Below are 18,323 nucleotides of genomic sequence, written 5' to 3' on the forward strand. Positions count from 1 at the left end.
CCGGGGGCGCACCGGGCCGTCCGCGGTGGCCACGCACAGGAAGGCGCGGCGGGGCGCGTCGTGGAAGGCCCGCCACTCCGCCTCGGAGAAGCCGCACCGGGCGTAGGCCACCGGCACCGGGGTGAAGCGCGAGGTGGCCAGCGCGTCCCACAGCTCCGGCGGGCCCAGCCGCTCCAGGAGACTCGCCCCGGCGCGCCTCACGTAGCGCTGCACCAGGACGAGCCCTCCGCCCCGCCCGCGCTCGCCCGCCTCCACGCGCACCCCGTCCGTGCGCTGGCCGCCCACCTCCAGCTCGCAGTCGAGCGCGATGGCGTACGCCTCCACGCCCCGCCGCGGGTCGTTGATGAGGTCGTCCGCGAGCGCCAGCGCTCCCTCGGTGTCCTCGGCGCCCAGGCCGAAGTGCAGCCACCGGCCCCCCGCGTCCCGCGCCTTGAGGAATGGGGTGAAGGCGTGCGCCCCCGTGCCCGCCACCTCGAGGCCCTCTTCCAACGCGAGGAAGGCCAGCTCCCTCAGTCTGTCACTGGCAGGCCAGTGCGCCTGGTGCATGCATCCCCCGCGGAGTCTGGGAGTTCCGACCGGTACGTCCTCGGCTCTGGACGGGCTCTCCCGACACGGTCGCCACGGGCGGTCACGGTACGCACGGCTCCCAGGCCCGACGAATCGGCTCCGGTGCTTCTCCCGGAAAGCCAACATCCGGGCGCGCGCGCGTGTGCGGTGCAAGGCATTGGGCCGCGAGGAAGCGCTTCCTGGTTGAAATCCTCTCATCCTCCAAGACGACGCGACGTCCGGAAGGGGACGGGCAAGAGGTTCGCCCGGGCCTGCGCCTCCGAGAGACCCCGGGCTAGACTGCGCCCGTGCCTCGCGCCGAGGCGTGCTCCTCTCTCCTCCCGTCTGGAATCCGAATGCGAAGGCTCCTCCTCTCCGCCAGTGCCTCGCTGTGTCTGGGTCTCGGTTGCTCCACCGCCCCCGTGACGCGGCCCGACGCCCAGGCCCGCCAGTCCCCCGCCCCCACGCCCACCGCCACCGGCCGGGGTGGAGCCGCCGCCACCGTCGACGTGCGCGCCACCTCCGCCGCCATCGACATCCTCAAGGCGGGAGGCAATGCCGTCGACGCCGCCGTGGCCGCCGCCAGCGTGCTCGGCGTCACCGACCCGTACTCCTGTGGCATCGGCGGCGGCGGCTTCATGCTCGTCTACCTCGCCCGGGACCAGCGCGTCGTCACCGTGGACCACCGGGAGACGGCGCCCCAGGGCCTCGAGCGCTCGCACTTCTACGAGAACGGCGCCCCCCTCCCCTTCGACGAGCTCGTCACCAGCGGCCTGTCCGTCGGCGTCCCCGGCGCCCTGCTCGGCTGGGACGAGGCCCTGCGCCGCTACGGCTCCCGCTCGCTCGCCGACGTCCTCCAGCCCGCCATCCGCGTCGCCGAGCAGGGCTTCGACGTCGACTCCACCTTCTTCGAGCAGACGCGCCACAACGTCGAGCGCTTCCGCGACTTCTCCAGCTCCGCCGCCCTCTACCTCGGCCCCGACGGGCGGCCCTGGCCCGTGGGCTCCACCTTCAAGAACCCCGGCCTCGCCAGGACGTACCGGCTCGTGGCCGAGGGCGGTACGCCCGTCTTCTACCGGGGAGCGCTGGCCCGGGCCCTCATCTCCACCGTCACCCACCCGCCCCTCGTCCCCGGCGCCTCGCGCACGGTGCGCCCCGGGGTGATGCGGCTGGAGGACCTCGCGCGGTACGAGGCCCTCGTCCGCCCGCCCGTGACGAGCACCTACCGCGGCTACACCCTCCACGGCATGGGCCCGCCGAGCAGCGGCGGCCTCACGCTCGCCCTCACCTTCCACCTGCTCGAGGCCGAGAATCCGGCCTCCCTGTCCCGCGCCGACTTCCTCCACCGCTACCTGGAGGCCTCGCGCCTGGCCTTCGCGGACCGCGATGCCTTCATCGGCGACCCCGCCTTCGTCTCCGTGCCCGTGTCGGGCCTCCTGTCACGCGACTACGCCGCCCAGCGGCGCTCGGCGCTGAGCGGGGCCCGGGCCTCCACCGCCGCCGCGGCGCCCGGCAATCCCCTCCCCTTCCAGGGTGACGTCCCCGAGGCGTCGCCCTCCGCCGCGCCCGCGCGCCGCGCCGCCGAGGACACCCTGCTCGACAAGGAGACCACGCACATCACCACCTCGGACGCGGCCGGCAACATCGTCGCGTACACCTGCACCCTCGAGGGCGAGGGAGGCAACGGCATGGTCGTCCCCGGCTACGGCTTCCTCCTCAACAACGAGATGACGGACTTCGACCTCCCGGCCACCGTGGACGCGCCCCACCCCAATGCGCCGGCGCCCGGCAAGCGGCCGCGCAGCAGCATGAGCCCCCTGCTCGTGTTCAAGGACGGCGCGCCCGTGCTCGCGCTCGGCAGCCCCGGCGGCGCCACCATCATCACCACGGTGGGCCAGACGCTCCTCAACCACCTGGACTTCGGCATGCCCCTGGACGAGGCCCTCGCCGCGCCGCGCGTGTCCCAGCGCAACGCGCCCACCGCCGCGAGCAACGCCGAGCCGGAGTTCCTCGCCTCGCCCGAGGCCGCCGCCCTCACCGCGCGGGGCCATGCCTTCACGAATGCGGGGCCGCTGGGCGCCGCCACGGGCCTGCGCTTCCATCCCGATGGCACCGTCACCGCCGTCGCCGAGCCCCGGCGCCGCGGCGGGGGCAGTGCGCGGGTGGTCGAGCCGGTGAAGTGAGCCCTCCCTGAGCGCCCACCCACAGGACAGTCAGGTGAGGGGGGCGATCTCGAGCTCGAACCCCTTGGCCTTCAGTCCGCCGAGCAGCCGGCGAAGCTTCTGGGACACGAGCAGCAGGGGGTAGGGACGGAACGCCCCGCCGTTGCGGCTGCGATAGCCAACCCACTGCTTCGTGGCACACAGGTCCGAGCCATCCCAGTCCTCGCGCACCACGGACAGCTCCGAGAGGACGCTCAACCCCGCGACGTGCCCGCGTGGGCAGCGGTACTCGCCCTGCTCGTCCGGATCGAACGGATCGATGCCAAAACGTGTCACCGGGGCCACGCCCACCGGCCGGGACGTCACCTCGAGCTGGTACCAGTCCTCGATGGCTCCACGCCCGCTCTTGCGCAGCACCGGGTGGAAGCGCGCGCCCGTGAGGCCCTGTGCTCGCAAGGCCTCGACAAGCCGGGACGAGACGATGATTTCGCTGTACGCGATGGTCCTCGCGATGTCCTTGCCACGGGGAAGGGAACCCGGGTCGAGCCTCAGCTCGTTCAATTGGCGTGCCCCGAAACAACACCGTGGGCATCCCGCCGAATCATCGTACTCCGTCCCGCATTCGTCCCCTGAGGGCTCGAACGCCGCTCGGACGCACAGCTGGAACAGCTCAGCCGCCTCCAGCTCCTTTTTCGTGTACGTGCGCCGCAGGCTCCAGCCCAGGACGAAGAACCTGCCCTGCTTCCTGAATTCACGATGGATCCGCCCGACCTTCGCGTAGCGGATGTCATGGGTCTCCAGCACGAGCTTGCGTGTGTCCCCCCCCAACGGCCCCAGCACCTGCCCGTCCTCGGGGTCCAGGAAGCTTCGCGCATGGCGCTCCGCGATTCTGAAGTCGGCGATTTCTCGCATGGCTCACGGGTCCGGAATGCCTATCAACTGGGGAATCGGATGATCAGAATAGACTTCCAGCATGAGTTCCTTCGCCCGCGCCTCACTCGGTTTCGCCTGACCATATGGGTGCTTGCGCCGAAAGGCGTTGGTGATGAGCTGATGGTAGGGCGCCGGGACCTTGAACGTCCGGCCCGTCGGTGGGCCTCCCAGGTACCTCGGCCAGAAGTGGTGCTCCTGGTACTGGCCCACCTTGTCCGGGTACAGCCGCTCCGCTTCCGCCTTCAGCCTCCAGTACCGGTCCCGCAGCGAGTGCTCGACCGCCGCGTTCTCCACCTTCCGTCGTGACGCCTCCCGCTGCTCCGGCGTCGGCTCCGCGTTGAAGACGCGCTCCCGCGGCTCGAACGGGTTCCGATTGCGGCTCCGGCCACCTCGCCCCGGGCGCGACGGTGCCGCGCGTGGAGGTGGGCGTGACGGACGTGTCTCCAGCGTGTCCGCCTGCGCTTCCGGTGCCTCCGTCCCTCTCGCCGCCGCCGAGGACAGGGCTTGCGGTGCCGCGCACGAGAGCGTCACCAGCCAGGTCGCCAACACCGCCCGCCACGTGCGCGAGGGCTTCATGCCGGGCCTCCGGGACGGGCCACCCTTACGGGCGCGGCGAGTCCCTCAGTGTCCCACCCGGCCCGCCAGGGGCTTGAGCAGATCCTCCATGCGCGCCGCGCCGCGCGCGATGAGCCCCACCGCCTCCATGTCCGCCAGCGTGCCGCGCTGAAGCAACTCCGCGGCCGCCAGCGACACCGTCGCCAGGGGCGAGCGCAGCGCCTGCACGAACGCCGCTCCCGCCCGCTCCGTCCCCTCCGCCGCCAGCACCGCCACCAGTCCGCGCAGCTCGCGCTCGTACTGCCCCAGCACGTGCGCGTCCTCCGCGTGCGCCAGCGCCGCTCCCGCCGCCGGCCCCAGCACCTGCAGCAGCTGCTCGTCCCGCGCGCCAAACGCGTTGGGCTTGTGCGACAGCACGAACAGCAGCCCGCGCAGCCTCCCGCCGAAGGGCATCGCCGCCACCACGAACGAGCGCACCCCGAGCCGCCGGCACGTCACCCGGTCCACCTGTAAATCCAGCTCCGCGTCGTCGCAGCGCATCACCTGCCCGCTGCGCGCCGTGTGCGCCGACAGGCTCATGTCGAGCGCCATCCGCTCGCCCACCGCCCGCGTCAGGTTCCCCGTCGCCGCCCGGCACACCACGTCCACCCCCTCCACCTTCGCGACGATGGCCGCCGAGGCCCGCGTCAGCTCCTGCGCCCGCGCCGTCGTCAGCCGCATCACCGCCAGGGAATCCGCCGCCGCCCCCGACAGCTCGCCCAGCACGGCCACCAGCCGCTGCAGCCGCTCCACCTCGTCCCCCTGCGCCACCGGAGGCGACACCGGCTCCTCGAAGAACCGAGAAGCCTCGGAAGCGGTTGGATTCAAAGAAGTCTCCATGCCCGGCCGCTTACTCCGGGTGCGAGCGAGAAGGAAAGCCCCCCACCCCGGCGCCTCCGTCCACCCGCGGACAGCACAACCCCGCGTCCCGCCTCGTCTCCGCTCGGCTCCCGGCCTTCCAGGGCCTCGGCCCGCCGGGCGTGCGGTGTCACACGCGGGGCTCGCGCGCGGGGACGGGGAGGCTCCCCCCGCCGGGCGTCACTTCCTAGCTTGGAAGCCACCATGCGGAGCACCAGTGAGGCCCCACGGGACACGGGCCGGCAGGAGCCATGCCCCTGGAAGGCGCGGGCCCTCGCGGAGCTCTCCGCGGCGCGCGCGCGCCTGCTGCGGATGCTCGAGGGGCTGCCCGAGGACGCCCTCGTGCGCCAGCACTCGCCCCTCATGTCCCCCCTCGTCTGGGACGTGGCCCACGTGGCCAACTACGAGGAGCAGTGGTTGCTGCGCCGGCTCGGCGCGCCCGCCCTCACCGACGCCGCCTTCGACGCGCTCTACGACGCCTTCCGCCACCCGCGCGCCACCCGCTCGGCGCTGCCACTCCTCTCCCCCGAGCGGGCCTTCGCCTACGCCGCGCGCGTGCGCGAGGCCGCCCTCGCCTGGCTGGAGGCGGTGCCCGAGGACTCGGACGAGCCGCTGCTGCGCGGGGGCTTCGTCTTCGGCATGGTGGCCCAGCACGAGCAGCAGCACCTGGAGACGCTCGCCGCCACGCTGCAGCTCATGACGAGCCACGCGTACCGGCCCGCCGAGCGCCCGCGCCCGCGCCCCGGCCGCGCCGCCCAGCATGAGGTCTTCATCCCCGGCGGCCCGGTGCCCCAGGGCAGCGACGGGGCGTGGGCCTATGACAACGAGCGCCCCGCGCACGCCGTGCACGTGGAGCCCTTCCTGCTGGACTCGCACCCCGTCACCACCGGGGACTACCTCGTCTTCGTCGAGTCCGGCGGCTACGCGGACGCGCGCTGGTGGGACCCGAAGGGCTTCGAGTGGCTTCGCGCCGAGGGCCTGCGCCACCCGCTCTTCTGGCTGCCGCAGTCCGGAGGCACCTGGCTGCGGCGGCGCTTCGGCCATGTGGAGCCCCTGCCCCGGGACGAGCCCGTGCAGCACGTGAGCTGGTACGAGGCGGACGCCTACGCGCGCTGGGCGGGCAAGCGTCTGCCCACGGAGGCCGAGTGGGAGAAGGCCGCGAGGGGCTCGGACGGGCAGGCGCGCACGTACCCCTGGGGCGAGGCGCCTCCCACGGCCGCGCACGCCAACCTCGGCGGGGACACCTGGGGGCCCTCGCCGGTGGGCGCCTACGCCGAGGGCCAGTCCGCCGACGGCGTGTGGGGGCTGCTCGGGGACGTATGGGAATGGACCGCCAGCACCTTCCAGGGGTACGCGGGCTTCAGGGCCTTTCCCTACCGGGAGTACTCGGAGGCGTTCTTCGGGCCGGAGTACCGGGTGCTCAGGGGCGGCGCCTGGGCGAGCGCCCCGGTGGCGGTGCGCAACAGCTTCCGCAACTGGGACTACCCCATCCGCCGGCAGCTCTTCGCCGGCTTCCGCTGTGCACGAGACGCGAGGTGAGGGCACATGAGGCACAGGGCGTGGGCGGGACTGGAGAGGCAAGCCCCGGTGACGGTGGAGGTGCACGTGCGTCCGGGGGACGCGCTGCGCGCGCTACGGGCCGAGGTGCTCGCCGGGCTGTGCGGGGACTGCCGTCCGAAGGAGCTGTCGCCGAAGTGGCTCTATGACGAGCGCGGCAGCGAGCTCTTCGACGAGATTACCCGGCTGCCGGAGTACTACCCGACGCGGCGCGAGCGGGAGATCCTCGAGGCGCACGCGGGCGACATCGCGCGGGCGAGCGGGGCGGACACGCTGATTGAGTTGGGCAGCGGCAGCAGCGAGAAGACGCGGCTGCTGCTGGACGCGATGCGGGGAGCGGGGACGCTCCGGCGCTTCGTGCCCTTCGACGTGAGCGAGCGCTTCCTGAGACAGTCGGCCGAGGCGGTGGCCGGCGAGTACCCGGGGCTGCGAGTGCACGCGGTGGTGGGAGACTTCGGGCTGCACCTGGGCAAGCTGCCGAGGAGGGGCCGCAGGCTGGTGGCCTTCCTCGGGGGCACCATCGGCAACCTGAAGCCGCCGGAGCGCGCGCGCTTCTACTCCGAGCTGGCCGTGGGACTCGAGCCGGGCGAGGGGCTGCTGTTGGGGACGGACCTGCTCAAGAGCCGGGAGCGGCTGTTCGCGGCGTACAACGACAGGGCGGGGGTGACGGCGGCCTTCAACCGCAACGTGTTGCGCGTCCTCAACCGCGAGCTGGGAGCGGACTTCGAGCCCGAGGCCTTCGAGCACCTGGCGCCCTTCGACGAGGAGAACGGCTGGGTGGAGATGCGGCTCATCTCGACGCAGCCGCAGGCGGTGAAGCTGCCGACGCTCAAGCGCTACGTGAACTTCGCCGAGGGCGAGGTGCTGCGCACGGAGGTGAGCTGCAAGTTCCGCGCGGAGCAGGTGGAGGCGGAGCTGGCGGCGGCGGGGCTGCACCTCACCGAGCGGTGGACGGACGCGGCCGGGGACTTCGCCCTCTCGCTGGCCCTCAAGCGCTGACCGCCAGCGGCACGGGCCCGAGCGCCGGCCCCCGTGGGACGGGCTCCACACGAGAACCGTGACGCGGTGGGCCCCAGCGCTCCGCCACCGCGAGGACGCGGGAGCCCATGCAGGTCCGAACGACTCGCGAGGGGGGACCCTCCGGGCGCATGCGCGCGCAACCTGTACACTTAGTGGACAAGTTCGCGAACTTCGCGCCCGGAAGGGGGTCCCTCCCTCCAGGTTTTGCCTCTGGGCGTAGCGCCGTGGAAGGCGTCTCGCGGAGTGGGACGGGCATCCAAGGAACGCGACGGATGCGACAGGCGCCACGAGTGCTCGAGCCACGCCCCACCCAGGGGCTCTCCGAGGGAGGCGCGGGTCTCTGGCTTCGTCCCTCCTGTCTGGCCCACCTGCTGCAAAGCCGGCAGGCGCGAGGTGGAGATGGAGCACCAGAACCGGATGAGGCAGGTCACGAATATCGAGGAGGAACTCGAGCGCATGATTTCGCGAGGCGAGCTCCCCGAGACAGGGACCCTCCCCTCGGAGCAGATGCTGGCGCGACGCTACGGCGTGGCGCGGGGGACGATTCGAGAGGCGCTCATGCGTCTGGCCACGCGCGGGCTGATTGTGCGGCATCAGGGGCGACAGGCACGCGCGGTGGCCTTCGAGCATGTGGTGACACTCGAGAATCTGGGAGTGGCGCTCCACGACCTGGAGCGCGCGCCTCCACAGAGGTGGCGTCTGCTGGAGGGGTACTTCGAGCTCAAGCGGGAGACGACCCTCGAGTTGCTGGCGCGCTGCTGCGCGCACGCGCCCCCACGGGAGCTCGAGCGACTCGCGAATGCCTGCTTCGCCTTGCGTGATGGGGCGCGCTGGGATGACGGTGCCCGGCACTGGGTGGAGCAGGAGTTCGAGTTGCTGCGGCTGGCGGCCCATGCGGCGGACCGTCCCGGGCACTTCCTCCTCGTCCAGTCGCTGGAGCGGGCCTTCCGGGGAATGGCCGGGGTCGTGCGGCCCCTGCTCGCCTCGGACGCGGTGCGCCACTGGGCGGAGAGCGCGCTCCCCTGGCTGACGGAGCGGGACGTGGAGGCGCTGCGGCGCGACCTGCCCCCGCTGCTCCTCGCCTGTGATGAGCATGTCCTCGGGAGCCTCGAATCGGCGTCGGCCGTGACCCACGGGCGGTGAATCCGTCACGCACTTTCAACGGAATACGAGCGGACATTTGGCGTTGCGAATTCGAATGCCACCCGACATTCAACCCGGACTTTCGGCGGAGACAGCGTTCCCTGACGACGGACGCGCCATAAACTTTCGGAAGCGTTGAACCCGCGTCCACCCGTTGGACGTACCCATTCGTGGAGAACCGCCACCCCGGAAGCGAGGGGGTGCCGGCCCAAGGCTTCAAACACATCCACCAGCGTGCCGGCCGTCCGGGGGGAAGGGCCGACCCACTGGTGCGAAGGGGGGATGCACCGGGCGCGCATCCGGGGACCTGGGGCCCCGGGTTGCCGCGCCCGGTGTCTTTGCGGGCTCCGGCGCTCAGCGCGGCGCCTGGTACTCCAGACCGCGGCAGGCCTCGGTGGCCAGGAACACCTCATCGGTGGTGACGCCCGGGAAGGTGGCGCACAGGAAGAGGTCCTTGCCCAGGCGTCGGGCGCCGAAGAGCGCCGGGTACTGCGCTCCCACGCCCCCATCCGCCAGCTTCGGCGCGAGCGTCACCCGGACGAGCGTGAAGTCCTCGCCCCCCTCCTCCTGGTCCAGCGAGCGCTCGAAGCCCTCGAAGTTCTTCCCCAGGGAGTCGGCGAGGGCCTCGGACGAGGGCAGCTGCGCGCCCTGGCCGGAGCGCAGGTCCACCCGGAGCACCGGGCGCCCCGGAGGGCCGAACTGGAAGCTGCCATCCGGTGCCACCTGCGCCGTCCACCCGGAGGGCATGGGCACCTTCACGCCCAGCCGTCGCGGGGGAGCGGGCCGCCCTTCCGGAGCCGCGGCGTCCGGAGTGACGGCCGCCGCCTCCTCGCGCGGCCGCGAGCGCTCCTCGCAGCCGTCGCAGCCGGACGCCAGCACGGCGAGCGCCACCAGGGCGGCGCGGCGGCGCGGGCGCCCGGCGGCGCGCACTACTTCTTGCCCTCACCACCCGGCGGCGGAGGGTTCTTCCCGAGGTTCTCCATCTTGCTGGTGCCCTCGAAGATGACGCCCCGGTCCATGGTGAGCGCCGGCGACTCCAGGTTGCCCTTCACACGCGCCGGCGCATGCAGCTCGATGAGCTGCGTGGCCCGCACGTTGCCTTCCACCGTGCCGTTGATGATGACGGTGCCCGCGTTGATCTCCGCCTGCACACGGGCCCCATCACCGACGACGAGCACGTCCTTGGTGAAGATCTGCCCGTTGAACTTGCCGTCGATGCGGACCTGCCCCTCGAAGGTGAGCTTCCCCTCGAACTCGCTGCCCTTCCCGAGCAGCGTGTGAACCTCACCCGGACGCGTTGCCACCGATTCATCCTCCCGTCTGCCGCCTAGTAGCGGTACGTTGGTCTTTTCGTCTTTCTTGCCGAGGAGCGCCACGCGCTACTCCTTCCTGAGTACCTTCAGGATTCGATCGAGGTCATCGTACGAGAAGTAGTCGACCTCGATGGTGCCTTTTCCACTGCCCTTCTCCACCAGCCGCACTTTGGTGCCCAGAGTGCGTTGCATCTCCTCCACCAGGGACTTCACCTGGGGGCTCTGCTTCTGCGGCTTGCCCGAGTCCTTGGCCTTGGTGCCCTTGGCCTGCTGCACGAGCTTCTCGGTGTCGCGCACGCTGAGCTTGCGGGCCGCCACCTGCTGGGCCAGCTCCATCATCTCGGGGATGCGGGGCACGCCGAGCAGCGCGCGCGCATGGCCCGCGCTCAGTCCGCCCTCGGCCACCATGCGCTTGACGTCCTCGGGCAGGCCGAGCAGCCGCAGCGCATTGGCCACCGTGGAGCGCTCCTTGCCCACACGCTGGGCCACCTGCTCCTGGGTGAGGCCGAACTCCTCGACGAGGCGGTGATAGCCGTCCGCCTCCTCCATGGGGTTGAGGTCCGCGCGCTGGAGGTTCTCCACCAGGGCGAGCTCGAAGGCCTCCACCTCCGTCACCTCGCGCACGATGGCCGGAATCTCATGGAGGCCGGCGAGCTGCGAGGCGCGCCAGCGACGCTCTCCGGCGATGAGCTTGTAGCCCTCCCCGTCCTTGCGCACGAGCACCGGCATCAGGACGCCCTGCGCCTTGATGGACTCGGTGAGCTCGCGCAGCTTCTCCTCGTCGAAGTGGCGACGAGGCTGGAGGGTGTCGCGGTGGATGGCTTCGATGGGGAGCTTCATCACGCCGGGCTTCGGCGGGGTGACGGGCTCGGGAGGGGCCACCACCGCCACCGCGGCGGCGGGAGGCGGAGCGGCCTGGGGGATGAGGGCGGAGAGGCCACGGCCCAACGCCCGCTTCTGCTTGTCACCGTTCAGCACTGCGTCGTCTCCGCCGGGGTCCGCCCCCGGCCCGCTGCACCGCGACGAGAGGGCTCGTCCCGGGAGTCCAGTCCTTCCCCACCGCCGGGTGGACCCGCTGAACCGGCGTGAGGCTCGGGGCCAGAAGCGGCGCCGAGCCGGGGTCCTACGCTTGCCACCGTCCGGGGAATTCCCCGGGGTAGGCGGGCTCGGGGCCAGAAGCGGCGCCGAGCCGGGTGCTTCAGCCGCCGAGGATGCGAGCGGCGGGGGGCCTGGTCAGCACCCGCCCTATATAAGGATGCGGGGGAGGGCCTGACCGAAGCCCGGTATGGGGCTAGGCCACCTTGCGAGCGGGGGGCGGCTGAGGCTCGCGCTGCATGATCTCCCGACCGAGCGCCAGGTAGCTCTCGCAGCCCTTGGACTTGATGTCGTAGAGGATGATGGGCTTGCCGAAGGACGGGCACTCGGACAGGCGCACGTTGCGCGGGACGACGGCCGTGAAGACCTGCTCCTTGAAGAAGCCCCGCACGTCCGCGACGACCTGGTTGGCGATGTTGGCCCGCGAGTCGAACATGGTGAGGAGAATCCCCTCCATCTTCAGCTCCGGGTTGAAGGCCTGCCGCACCAGGTCGATGGTGTGGTTGAGCTGCGAGAGCCCCTCGAGCGCGTAGTACTCGCACTGCAGCGGGATGAGGACCGAGTCCGCGGCGATGAGCGAGTTGAGCGTGAGCAGTCCGAGCGAGGGCGGGCAGTCGATGAGGATGTAGTCGTACTGCTCGGCCACGGGGCGCAGCGCGTCGCGCAGGCGGAACTCGCGCCGCTCCTGGTTGACGAGCTCCACTTCGGCCCCGGTGAGGTCCGGGGTGGCGGGCACCACCTGGAGGTAGCGCAGCTCGGTGGGGTGGATGAGCTCGCCGAGGGGACGCCCCCCGAGCAGCGCGTCATAGACGGTGCCCTGGAGCTCGTCCCGCTTGAACCCGAGCCCGCTGCCGGCATTCCCCTGGGGGTCCATGTCGACGAGGAGCACCTTGCGCTCGGCCGAGGCGAGGCTCGCGGCGAGGTTGATGGCGGTGGTCGTCTTGCCGACGCCGCCCTTCTGATTGGAGATGCAGATGATTCGACCCACGTGGCCCATCCTTGCGACGCCCCGGGAGTCCCGGGGGCTCTGCGGGGGAGGCATGTACCGGACCCGCATTGATCCATCAAATCGGCGGCTGATCCAGTCCGCGACCGGATCAGCCTTCTAGCCTGCCTGCCTGACATCCCACCCCGGCGGCGTTCCACGTGGAACATCCGTCGGCGGGAGGGGCTCCCAGCTTCGCCCCATTCACGGTGAGGACCGAGCCCCCTCCCCTCCTTCTCCGGATGGCTCAGGCGAAGCACCTCCCGGGCACGTTCCACGTGGAACATCCGTAGGCGGAAGGGGCACCCGTCCTCGCCCCGTGGCGCCTGCCTTTTATCGCCCGGGACGAGCCTCCCCTCCCCGGCCCTGGATGGCCGAGGCGAAGCACCTCCCGGGCACGTTCCACGTGGAACGTCGCTCGGGGGGAGAAGGCGCCCTCAAACCCCATGGAAGTCCTCCTTTCGATGCCAGGGATTGAGACACCTTCCTTCCTGACGGACACGGCTGAGCGGAATGGCCCTGCGGGCACGTTCCACGTGGGACATCACCCCGCTGGAAGCGCCTCCATCCTCGTGAGCACTCCATCACCTCGAATCGCCAAGGCGAAGCACCCCCGGGCACGTTCCACGTGGAACACGTTCCGTCTGAAGGAGCCCTCCTCCACGAACCCAGTCCTCCCTGCCAGAAACCAGCTCCCCTCTTCCCTGGGGATGGCCGAGGCACGTTCCACGTGGAACACGTTCCGGCGAGACGGGCTGCCAGGACCACCGCCCCCCTCCTTCCGCCGCCAGGGATTGAGCCTCCCTCCACTCCGCCCACGAAGGCTCACGCGGAGGAGCTTCCCGGGCACGTTCCACGTGGAACACGTTCCGGCGGGACGGGCTGCCAGGACGACCGGCCTCACCCGCCTTCCGCTGCCAGGGATTGAGCCGCCCTGCCGCTCCACCCGCGAAGGCTCACGAGGAGGAGCTTCCCGAACACGTTCCACGTGGAACACGTTTCGGCGGGACTGCTGCCAACCTCACCGTCTCGCCCTCCTTCCGCTGCCTGGGATTGAGCCGCCCTTCCGCTCCACCCGCGAAGGCTCGAGGCGAGTGGCTTCCCGGGCACGTTCCACGTGGAACACCTCCTGGCCGGGACAGTCCCTCCGCGTCCCCTTCTCTCTCCTCCCAGGGACTTTGAGCTGAAACCGCACCCGTCTCTCAGGCCTCCATGGTGGGTCGCCCGGTTCGGGATGTTCCACGTGGAACGCGTCCCCGGCTGAGACTCCTCCAGGTGCTCCCCCAGGTCTCTCGGGGAGGCGTCGCCGGAACCGAAGCCGACTGCTCGCCGGCCCCCCTGTTCCACGTGGAACACGCTCCCACTGGGTTCAGCCGTGGGAGTCCGCCCGCCCCTCACGTCTCCCTCGCCCACCCGGTCCCACGCCCCCTGCCGAGGCCCTGTTCCACGTGGAACGTGCCGCTCCGTGGGACTCGGCCTCTGCTCCTTCCTCCCCAGGCGCACCCGTCAGCCCGAGACCGCCCGTGTTCCACGTGGAACACGTCCGTGTCCAAGCCTCGGGTGAACAGCCAGGTGGGCTCGCGCGGCTCCGGCCTGGAGTCGCGGCCCCGGAGGCGGGCGAGGCCCCCCACGGCCTCCCGCGCTTCTTCGTCCCCGGTGGCGCGGGCCCCGAGTCCTCCGCGCTGACGCACGGGGTGCGCGGTGGAGGGAGCGGAGCTCGCGGCGCGGGAGGACGCTCGCCCCGGACGCTCCCGGCGTCGTCCTAGTTGCCCATGAAGGCCAGGCCGACCTGCAGGTTCGGGCTCGTGAAGTCCGGCATGCCCAGGCTCCGCTCGGTCAGGTCCGCCACGGGCACCAGCACCGCCACCTCCGGCATCATCCGCACCGAGGCGCCCAGCCGAAACGCGTACCCCACCGACGCCCCCATCCCCAGCATGACGTCGTTCTGGTCATTCCTCACCCCGAAGTCCATCCACGTCGGCCGCAGCGCGAGCACCAGCTGCGAGCCCCCTTCCGTCTCACGCCCCAGGATGATTGGCAGCGCCGCGTAGAGCTGCGGCCTCAACGTCGACTCCTGCCGCGCCTGCGAGAGGTACACCAGGCCCGCGGTGGGCATCAGCGACACCAGCCAGGGCGAGCCCTCGGACTTCACCAGCCTCACCTTCACCGAGGCCTCCACGCCCGCCGTCCCGAGCTTCCCGCCGAGGTCCAACCCGTCCACCACGCCGTGTCGGTATTCGATCGCCCCCTGGGGGAACCAGGACAGGGGCTTGCGGCCCTCGGCCCCCTGCAACACGCCCTGGAAGTTCCAGCGGCCATGGCCCGCCTTCACCGTGTCCGCCGTCTGCAGCGTGCCCAGCGAGGCGCACCCCCACAGCAACGGAGCACACGTCAGCAGCAGCGGGAGTCGCGACGCAACGGCACGGGGGACGGCGATCATCGGAGGTGTCCTTGGCTCGGGTGGGCCGGCGCGCACGGCACCGGCTCCACGTGGAGGGTGAGCCAGGAGGGACGCGGTGGTTCCCCCGGTGATTCAAGGAAAGAGGAGGCCTCGCACGGGGAAGCGCCTCGCGCGCAGGGACCCCGAAACGGCGAGAGGCGCCCGCCGTCACGCGAGCGCCTCTCTGAAGCCTGCCGCCGATGCTCGGGAGGAATTCGGGCGCCGCCCCCGCCGCCGCGCTACTCCGCCTTCGCGAACGCGGCGACCTGCCGCTCCGCTCCCGAGAACGGCAGGCGGTAGGCCCTCGCGGACACCAGCCGCAGGCCCCGCTTCCCGGCCTGGGCTCGCAGCTCGTCCTCGCCGAGCGCCTTGCCCAACATCGCCACCACGTGCCCTCCCGGGGCGAGGTACGTCGGCGCCAGGTCCAGCCAGTCCGGCAGGTCCATGAAGGCGCGGGCAATCACCCGGTCCGCCCGCGGCAGCCCCTCGGCCTCGGGCTTGCCCTCGGCGCGCGAGTGCACCGCCTTCGTCCCCGTGAGCCCCAGTCCCGGCGCCACCACCACCGCCTTGAGGTAGCCCACCTTCTTGCCCACCGCGTCCACCAGCGTCACCGCCAGCGCGGGCCTCGCCATCTTCAGCGGCAGTCCCGGGAAGCCCGCCCCCGCGCCCACGTCCAGCACCGTCCCCGCTCCCTCCACCTCCGGCAGCACCGCCAGCGAGTCCAGGAAGTGCTTCTCCACCACCTCCCCCGGCGCGGTAATCGCCGTCAGGTTCACCTTCGCGTTCCACTTCAACAACTCGCCCATCAGCCGGAAGAGCCTCGGCGGCACGTCCTCCCCCACCGTCACTCCCAACGCCTTGCAGCCCTGCTGAATCTGATCGGCGAAGCTCGCGTTATCCACAGCCAGCCCTCCCTCTCCGGGGTCTCAACCCCTCGGAATCACTCGCACCCGGGGGTGCTCGAAAGTTCTCCACACCTTGTCCACACCCCCCTGTGCGATCAGCCGTCGCTCGCCCGGGGGCCTCCCGCCCCGCCCAGCCCGCCGCGCTTGAGCGCCACCAGCAGCAGCGAGAAGGCCGCCGGCGTCAGCCCCGGCACCCGCCTCGCCTGCCCCACCGTCGCCGGCCGGTGCTTCTCCAGCTTCTCCACCGCCTCGGCCGACAGCCCGCGCACCGTCCCGTACCGGAAGTCCCCCGGTATCCGCCACCCCTCCCACGCCTCCGCCTCCCGCGCCGCCGCCCGCTGCGCCATGACGATGTAGCCCTCGTACTTCACCTCCACCTCCACCTCCTCCACCACGTCCCCGGCCAGCGCCGGCCAGCCCTCCGGCTGCTCCGCCGCCAGCGCCGCGTACGTCACCTCGGGCCGCTTGAGCCGCGCCGCCAGCCCCGAGCGCTTGAGCCGCGCCACCTCGTCCGCCACCGCCCGCCCGCGCGCCTCCACCCGCTCCAGCACCTCGCGCGAGACGAGCCCCACCCGCGCCCCGTGCCGGGCCAGCCGCAGGTCCGCGTTGCCCTCGCGCAGCTTCAGCCGGTGCTCCGAGCGGCTGGTGAACATGCGGAAGGGCTCGTCCACCCCCTTCGTCACCAGCTCGTCCACCAGCACCGCCCCGTGCGCCTCGTCCCGCCCGAGCACCAGCGCCGGCTCGCCCCGCACCTTCAGCCCCGCGTTGAGGCCCGCGTACAGCCCCTGGAAGGCCGCCTCCTCGTAGCCGCTCGTCCCGTTGAGCTGCCCGGCGAAGAAGAGGCCCTCCACCGCCTTCGTCTCCAGCGTCTCCTTCAGTTGCGTGGGCGGCGCGTAGTCGTACTCCACCGCGTAGCCGTAGCGCGCGACTTCCACCCGCTGGAGTCCCGGCAGCGTGCGCAGGAAGGCGAGCTGCACCTCGGCCGGCATGCTCGTGGACAGCCCCGCCGGGTACACCAGCGGCGAGGTGGGGCCCTCGGGCTCGAGGAACACCAGGTGCCGCTCGCGCGCGGAGAAGCGCACCACCTTGTCCTCCAGCGACGGGCAGTAGCGCGGGCCCCGGCCGACGATTTCTCCCTGGAAGAGCGGCGAGCGGTGGAGGTTGTCGCGGAGAATCTGGTGCGTCTCGGCCGTGGTGTACGTGAGGGCGCAGGTGACGGCGGGCTGGCACGGGAAGGCCCCGCCCCCGAGTCCCCATTTGGTGCGCGAGGAGAGCGGGCGCGGCGGCGAGTCTCCCGGCTGGGGCTCGAGCGCGTCCCAGTCGATGCTGTCGCGCAAGAGGCGCGCGGGCGTGCCCGTCTTGAAGCGGCCCAGCGTGAAGCCGAGCCCGCGGAGTGAGTCGGACATGCCCTTGGCCGCCTCATCGCCGAGCCGTCCGCCCACCTCCTTCTTCTCGCCCACGTGCATGAGGGCCTGGAGGAAGGTGCCGGTGGTGAGCAGCACCGCGCTCGCCGCCACCTGCGTGCCGTCGCCGAGCACCACGCCCGCCACGCGCCCGCCCTCGGCCACCACGGCGGAGACCTCGGCCTCGTGCACGGTGAGGTTCGGCTGGGCCCACAGCACCGCCTGCATGGTGCGCGCGTAGGCCTCGCGATCGCACAGCACGCGGCTGGCCTGCACGGCGGGGCCCTTCGAGGCGTTGAGCGTCTTGAAGTGCGTGCCCGCGAGGTCCGCCACGCGGCCCATCTCGCCGCCGAGCGCATCGAGCTCGCGCACGAGGTGGCCCTTGGCGGTGCCACCCACGGCGGGGTTGCAGCTCATGACGGCGGCGCGCTCGCGCTTGAGGGTGAGGCCGAGGGTGGACAGGCCCATGCGCGCGCAGGCCAGAGCGGCCTCGCAGCCAGCATGGCCGAGGCCCACCACGATGACGTCGTACCGGTGCTTCATCTCGCCAGGGGAAGGGAAGGGCAGGCGACTCGCGCTCGCCCGGGTGGAGCCTCACTTCTCACGCGCGGGGCGGGGGAAGGCAAGTCACCTGAGCGGCCTGCCCGCCCCGGCGGACGGTTCCTCCCGCCGCCCCTCCAGGCCAGCAGGCGCCGCGCTCGCCCGCACTCCCGCGTCGCGCGACCCACGACGCGGACGGTGGGCCGCGCTGGGGCGTCGGGCCCTCCGGTTCCGCTACCGGACGCCGGACGCGAGCCGCTAGCGTCACCGCATGACCTTCTCGACACAGACGATTCGAGGGCCGGCGGGGCGGCTCGCCGTCACCACGGCGGGGGAGGGTGGGGTGCCCGTCCTCTTCGTGCACGGCAACAGCGGCAACCGGACGCAGTGGGCGGCGCAACAGGCACACCTGAAGCAGCGCAGCGTGTCCTTGGACCTGCGGGGCATGGGCGAGTCGGAGCCGGACGCGGCGGGCCGCTACCACTACCGGGAGCTGGCCGAGGACGTGGGGGCGGTGGCGGAGGGGCTGGGGCTCGAGCGCTTCGTGCTGGTGGGGCACAGCCTCGGCTGCGCGGTGGTGGCCGAGTACGCGGCGCGCCACCCCGAGCGCGTGGTGGGGCTGGTGCTCGCGGACCCCGGGGACAGCGTGAAGGAGCTGCCGCCCCAGGTGGTGGAGGCCTTCCGCGCGATGTTCCTCCCGGAGCGCTACGAGGCCGGGCGCCTGCGGTGGTTCGAGCCGTTCCTGCGCGACGCGAGAGCCGGGACGCGCGCGGCGGTGCTCGACTCGCTGCGCGCCACGCCGCGCGAGGTGGTGTTCGGAGCCATCTGG

The 18,323-nt window shown here is 72.0% G+C and carries 16 protein-coding genes; 5 read left to right on the top strand and 11 right to left on the bottom strand.

The window, feature by feature from the left end; all coding sequences use genetic code 11:
* A partial coding sequence (locus tag VF697_RS08360; RefSeq protein WP_331093044.1) for a hypothetical protein occupies positions 1-546 on the bottom strand: 546 nt, incomplete at its 3' end.
* Between the two features lie 356 nt (positions 547-902).
* Between VF697_RS08360 and ggt the strand changes: the two genes are divergently transcribed.
* A complete protein-coding gene (gene ggt, locus VF697_RS08365; RefSeq protein WP_331093046.1) occupies positions 903-2,729 on the top strand; it encodes a gamma-glutamyltransferase in 1,827 nt (608 codons plus the stop codon).
* Positions 2,730-2,759: 30 nt separating this feature from the next.
* On the opposite strand, the gene VF697_RS08370 is transcribed toward ggt, so the two are convergent.
* Genes VF697_RS08370 through VF697_RS08380 form a run of 3 tightly spaced genes read right to left on the bottom strand, consistent with a single transcriptional unit; the run spans position 2,760 to position 5,063 of the window.
* Complete coding sequence (locus VF697_RS08370; RefSeq protein WP_331093048.1) at positions 2,760-3,620, bottom strand: hypothetical protein; 861 nt, start codon at positions 3,618-3,620, stop codon at positions 2,760-2,762.
* Between the two features lie 3 nt (positions 3,621-3,623).
* Entirely contained in the window at positions 3,624-4,217 is a 594-nt protein-coding gene (locus VF697_RS08375) for a hypothetical protein (protein WP_331093051.1), read from the bottom strand.
* Between the two features lie 45 nt (positions 4,218-4,262).
* Complete coding sequence (locus VF697_RS08380; protein WP_331093053.1) at positions 4,263-5,063, bottom strand: GAF domain-containing protein; 801 nt, start codon at positions 5,061-5,063, stop codon at positions 4,263-4,265.
* A 234-nt stretch (positions 5,064-5,297) separates the two neighbouring features.
* Here VF697_RS08380 and egtB point away from each other — a divergent pair, with 234 nt between their 5' ends.
* From egtB to VF697_RS08395, 3 genes are all read left to right on the top strand, one after another.
* On the top strand, positions 5,298-6,632 hold the full coding sequence (gene egtB, locus VF697_RS08385) for an ergothioneine biosynthesis protein EgtB (RefSeq protein WP_331093055.1): 1,335 nt from the start codon (positions 5,298-5,300) through the stop codon (positions 6,630-6,632).
* A gap of 6 nt (positions 6,633-6,638) precedes the next feature.
* Positions 6,639-7,649, top strand: coding sequence for an L-histidine N(alpha)-methyltransferase (egtD, locus tag VF697_RS08390; protein WP_331093056.1), 1,011 nt, complete (start codon positions 6,639-6,641; stop codon positions 7,647-7,649).
* 438 nt (positions 7,650-8,087) lie between these two features.
* Entirely contained in the window at positions 8,088-8,813 is a 726-nt protein-coding gene (locus tag VF697_RS08395) for a GntR family transcriptional regulator (protein WP_331093058.1), read from the top strand.
* 354 nt (positions 8,814-9,167) lie between these two features.
* Here VF697_RS08395 and VF697_RS08400 read toward each other — a convergent pair whose 3' ends face one another.
* The 7 genes from VF697_RS08400 to mnmG form a co-directional block, all read right to left on the bottom strand.
* On the bottom strand, positions 9,168-9,743 hold the full coding sequence (locus VF697_RS08400; protein WP_331093060.1) for a hypothetical protein: 576 nt from the start codon (positions 9,741-9,743) through the stop codon (positions 9,168-9,170).
* On the bottom strand, positions 9,743-10,189 hold the full coding sequence (bacM, locus tag VF697_RS08405) for a bactofilin BacM (RefSeq protein ID WP_331093062.1): 447 nt from the start codon (positions 10,187-10,189) through the stop codon (positions 9,743-9,745). Before bacM ends, VF697_RS08400 begins: the two co-directional genes overlap by 1 nt.
* Before the next feature lie 3 nt (positions 10,190-10,192).
* The gene (locus VF697_RS08410; RefSeq protein WP_331093064.1) at positions 10,193-11,104 is read right to left on the bottom strand and encodes a ParB/RepB/Spo0J family partition protein; all 912 of its coding nucleotides are present in this window, start codon (positions 11,102-11,104) and stop codon (positions 10,193-10,195) included.
* Positions 11,105-11,417: 313 nt separating this feature from the next.
* Positions 11,418-12,209, bottom strand: coding sequence for an AAA family ATPase (locus tag VF697_RS08415; protein WP_331093066.1), 792 nt, complete (start codon positions 12,207-12,209; stop codon positions 11,418-11,420).
* A 1,759-nt stretch (positions 12,210-13,968) separates the two neighbouring features.
* Positions 13,969-14,646 (bottom strand): hypothetical protein, encoded by a 678-nt coding sequence (locus VF697_RS08420; RefSeq protein ID WP_331093068.1) that lies wholly within the window; start codon positions 14,644-14,646, stop codon positions 13,969-13,971.
* 239 nt (positions 14,647-14,885) lie between these two features.
* Complete coding sequence (gene rsmG, locus VF697_RS08425; protein ID WP_331093070.1) at positions 14,886-15,548, bottom strand: 16S rRNA (guanine(527)-N(7))-methyltransferase RsmG; 663 nt, start codon at positions 15,546-15,548, stop codon at positions 14,886-14,888.
* A gap of 98 nt (positions 15,549-15,646) precedes the next feature.
* Complete coding sequence (gene mnmG / locus VF697_RS08430; RefSeq protein WP_331093072.1) at positions 15,647-17,497, bottom strand: tRNA uridine-5-carboxymethylaminomethyl(34) synthesis enzyme MnmG; 1,851 nt, start codon at positions 17,495-17,497, stop codon at positions 15,647-15,649.
* Between the two features lie 268 nt (positions 17,498-17,765).
* On the opposite strand from mnmG, the gene VF697_RS08435 reads away from it, so the two are divergent.
* A partial coding sequence (locus VF697_RS08435) for an alpha/beta fold hydrolase (protein ID WP_331093074.1) occupies positions 17,766-18,323 on the top strand: 558 nt, incomplete at its 3' end.

Source organism: Archangium sp. (assembly GCF_036388035.1).
Classification (GTDB): Bacteria; Myxococcota; Myxococcia; order Myxococcales; family Myxococcaceae; genus Archangium.

Excerpts from the sequence above, each read along its gene's own strand:
- ggt (WP_331093046.1), top strand. The coding sequence starts at position 903 with ATGCGAAGGCTCCTCCTCTCCGCCAGTGCCTCGCTGTGTCTGGGTCTC.
- VF697_RS08370 (WP_331093048.1), bottom strand. The coding sequence starts at position 3,620 with ATGCGAGAAATCGCCGACTTCAGAATCGCGGAGCGCCATGCGCGAAGC.
- VF697_RS08375 (WP_331093051.1), bottom strand. The coding sequence starts at position 4,217 with ATGAAGCCCTCGCGCACGTGGCGGGCGGTGTTGGCGACCTGGCTGGTG.
- egtB (WP_331093055.1), top strand. The coding sequence starts at position 5,298 with ATGCGGAGCACCAGTGAGGCCCCACGGGACACGGGCCGGCAGGAGCCA.
- egtD (WP_331093056.1), top strand. The coding sequence starts at position 6,639 with ATGAGGCACAGGGCGTGGGCGGGACTGGAGAGGCAAGCCCCGGTGACG.
- VF697_RS08395 (WP_331093058.1), top strand. The coding sequence starts at position 8,088 with ATGAGGCAGGTCACGAATATCGAGGAGGAACTCGAGCGCATGATTTCG.
- VF697_RS08420 (WP_331093068.1), bottom strand. The coding sequence starts at position 14,646 with ATGATCGCCGTCCCCCGTGCCGTTGCGTCGCGACTCCCGCTGCTGCTG.
- mnmG (WP_331093072.1), bottom strand. The coding sequence starts at position 17,497 with ATGAAGCACCGGTACGACGTCATCGTGGTGGGCCTCGGCCATGCTGGC.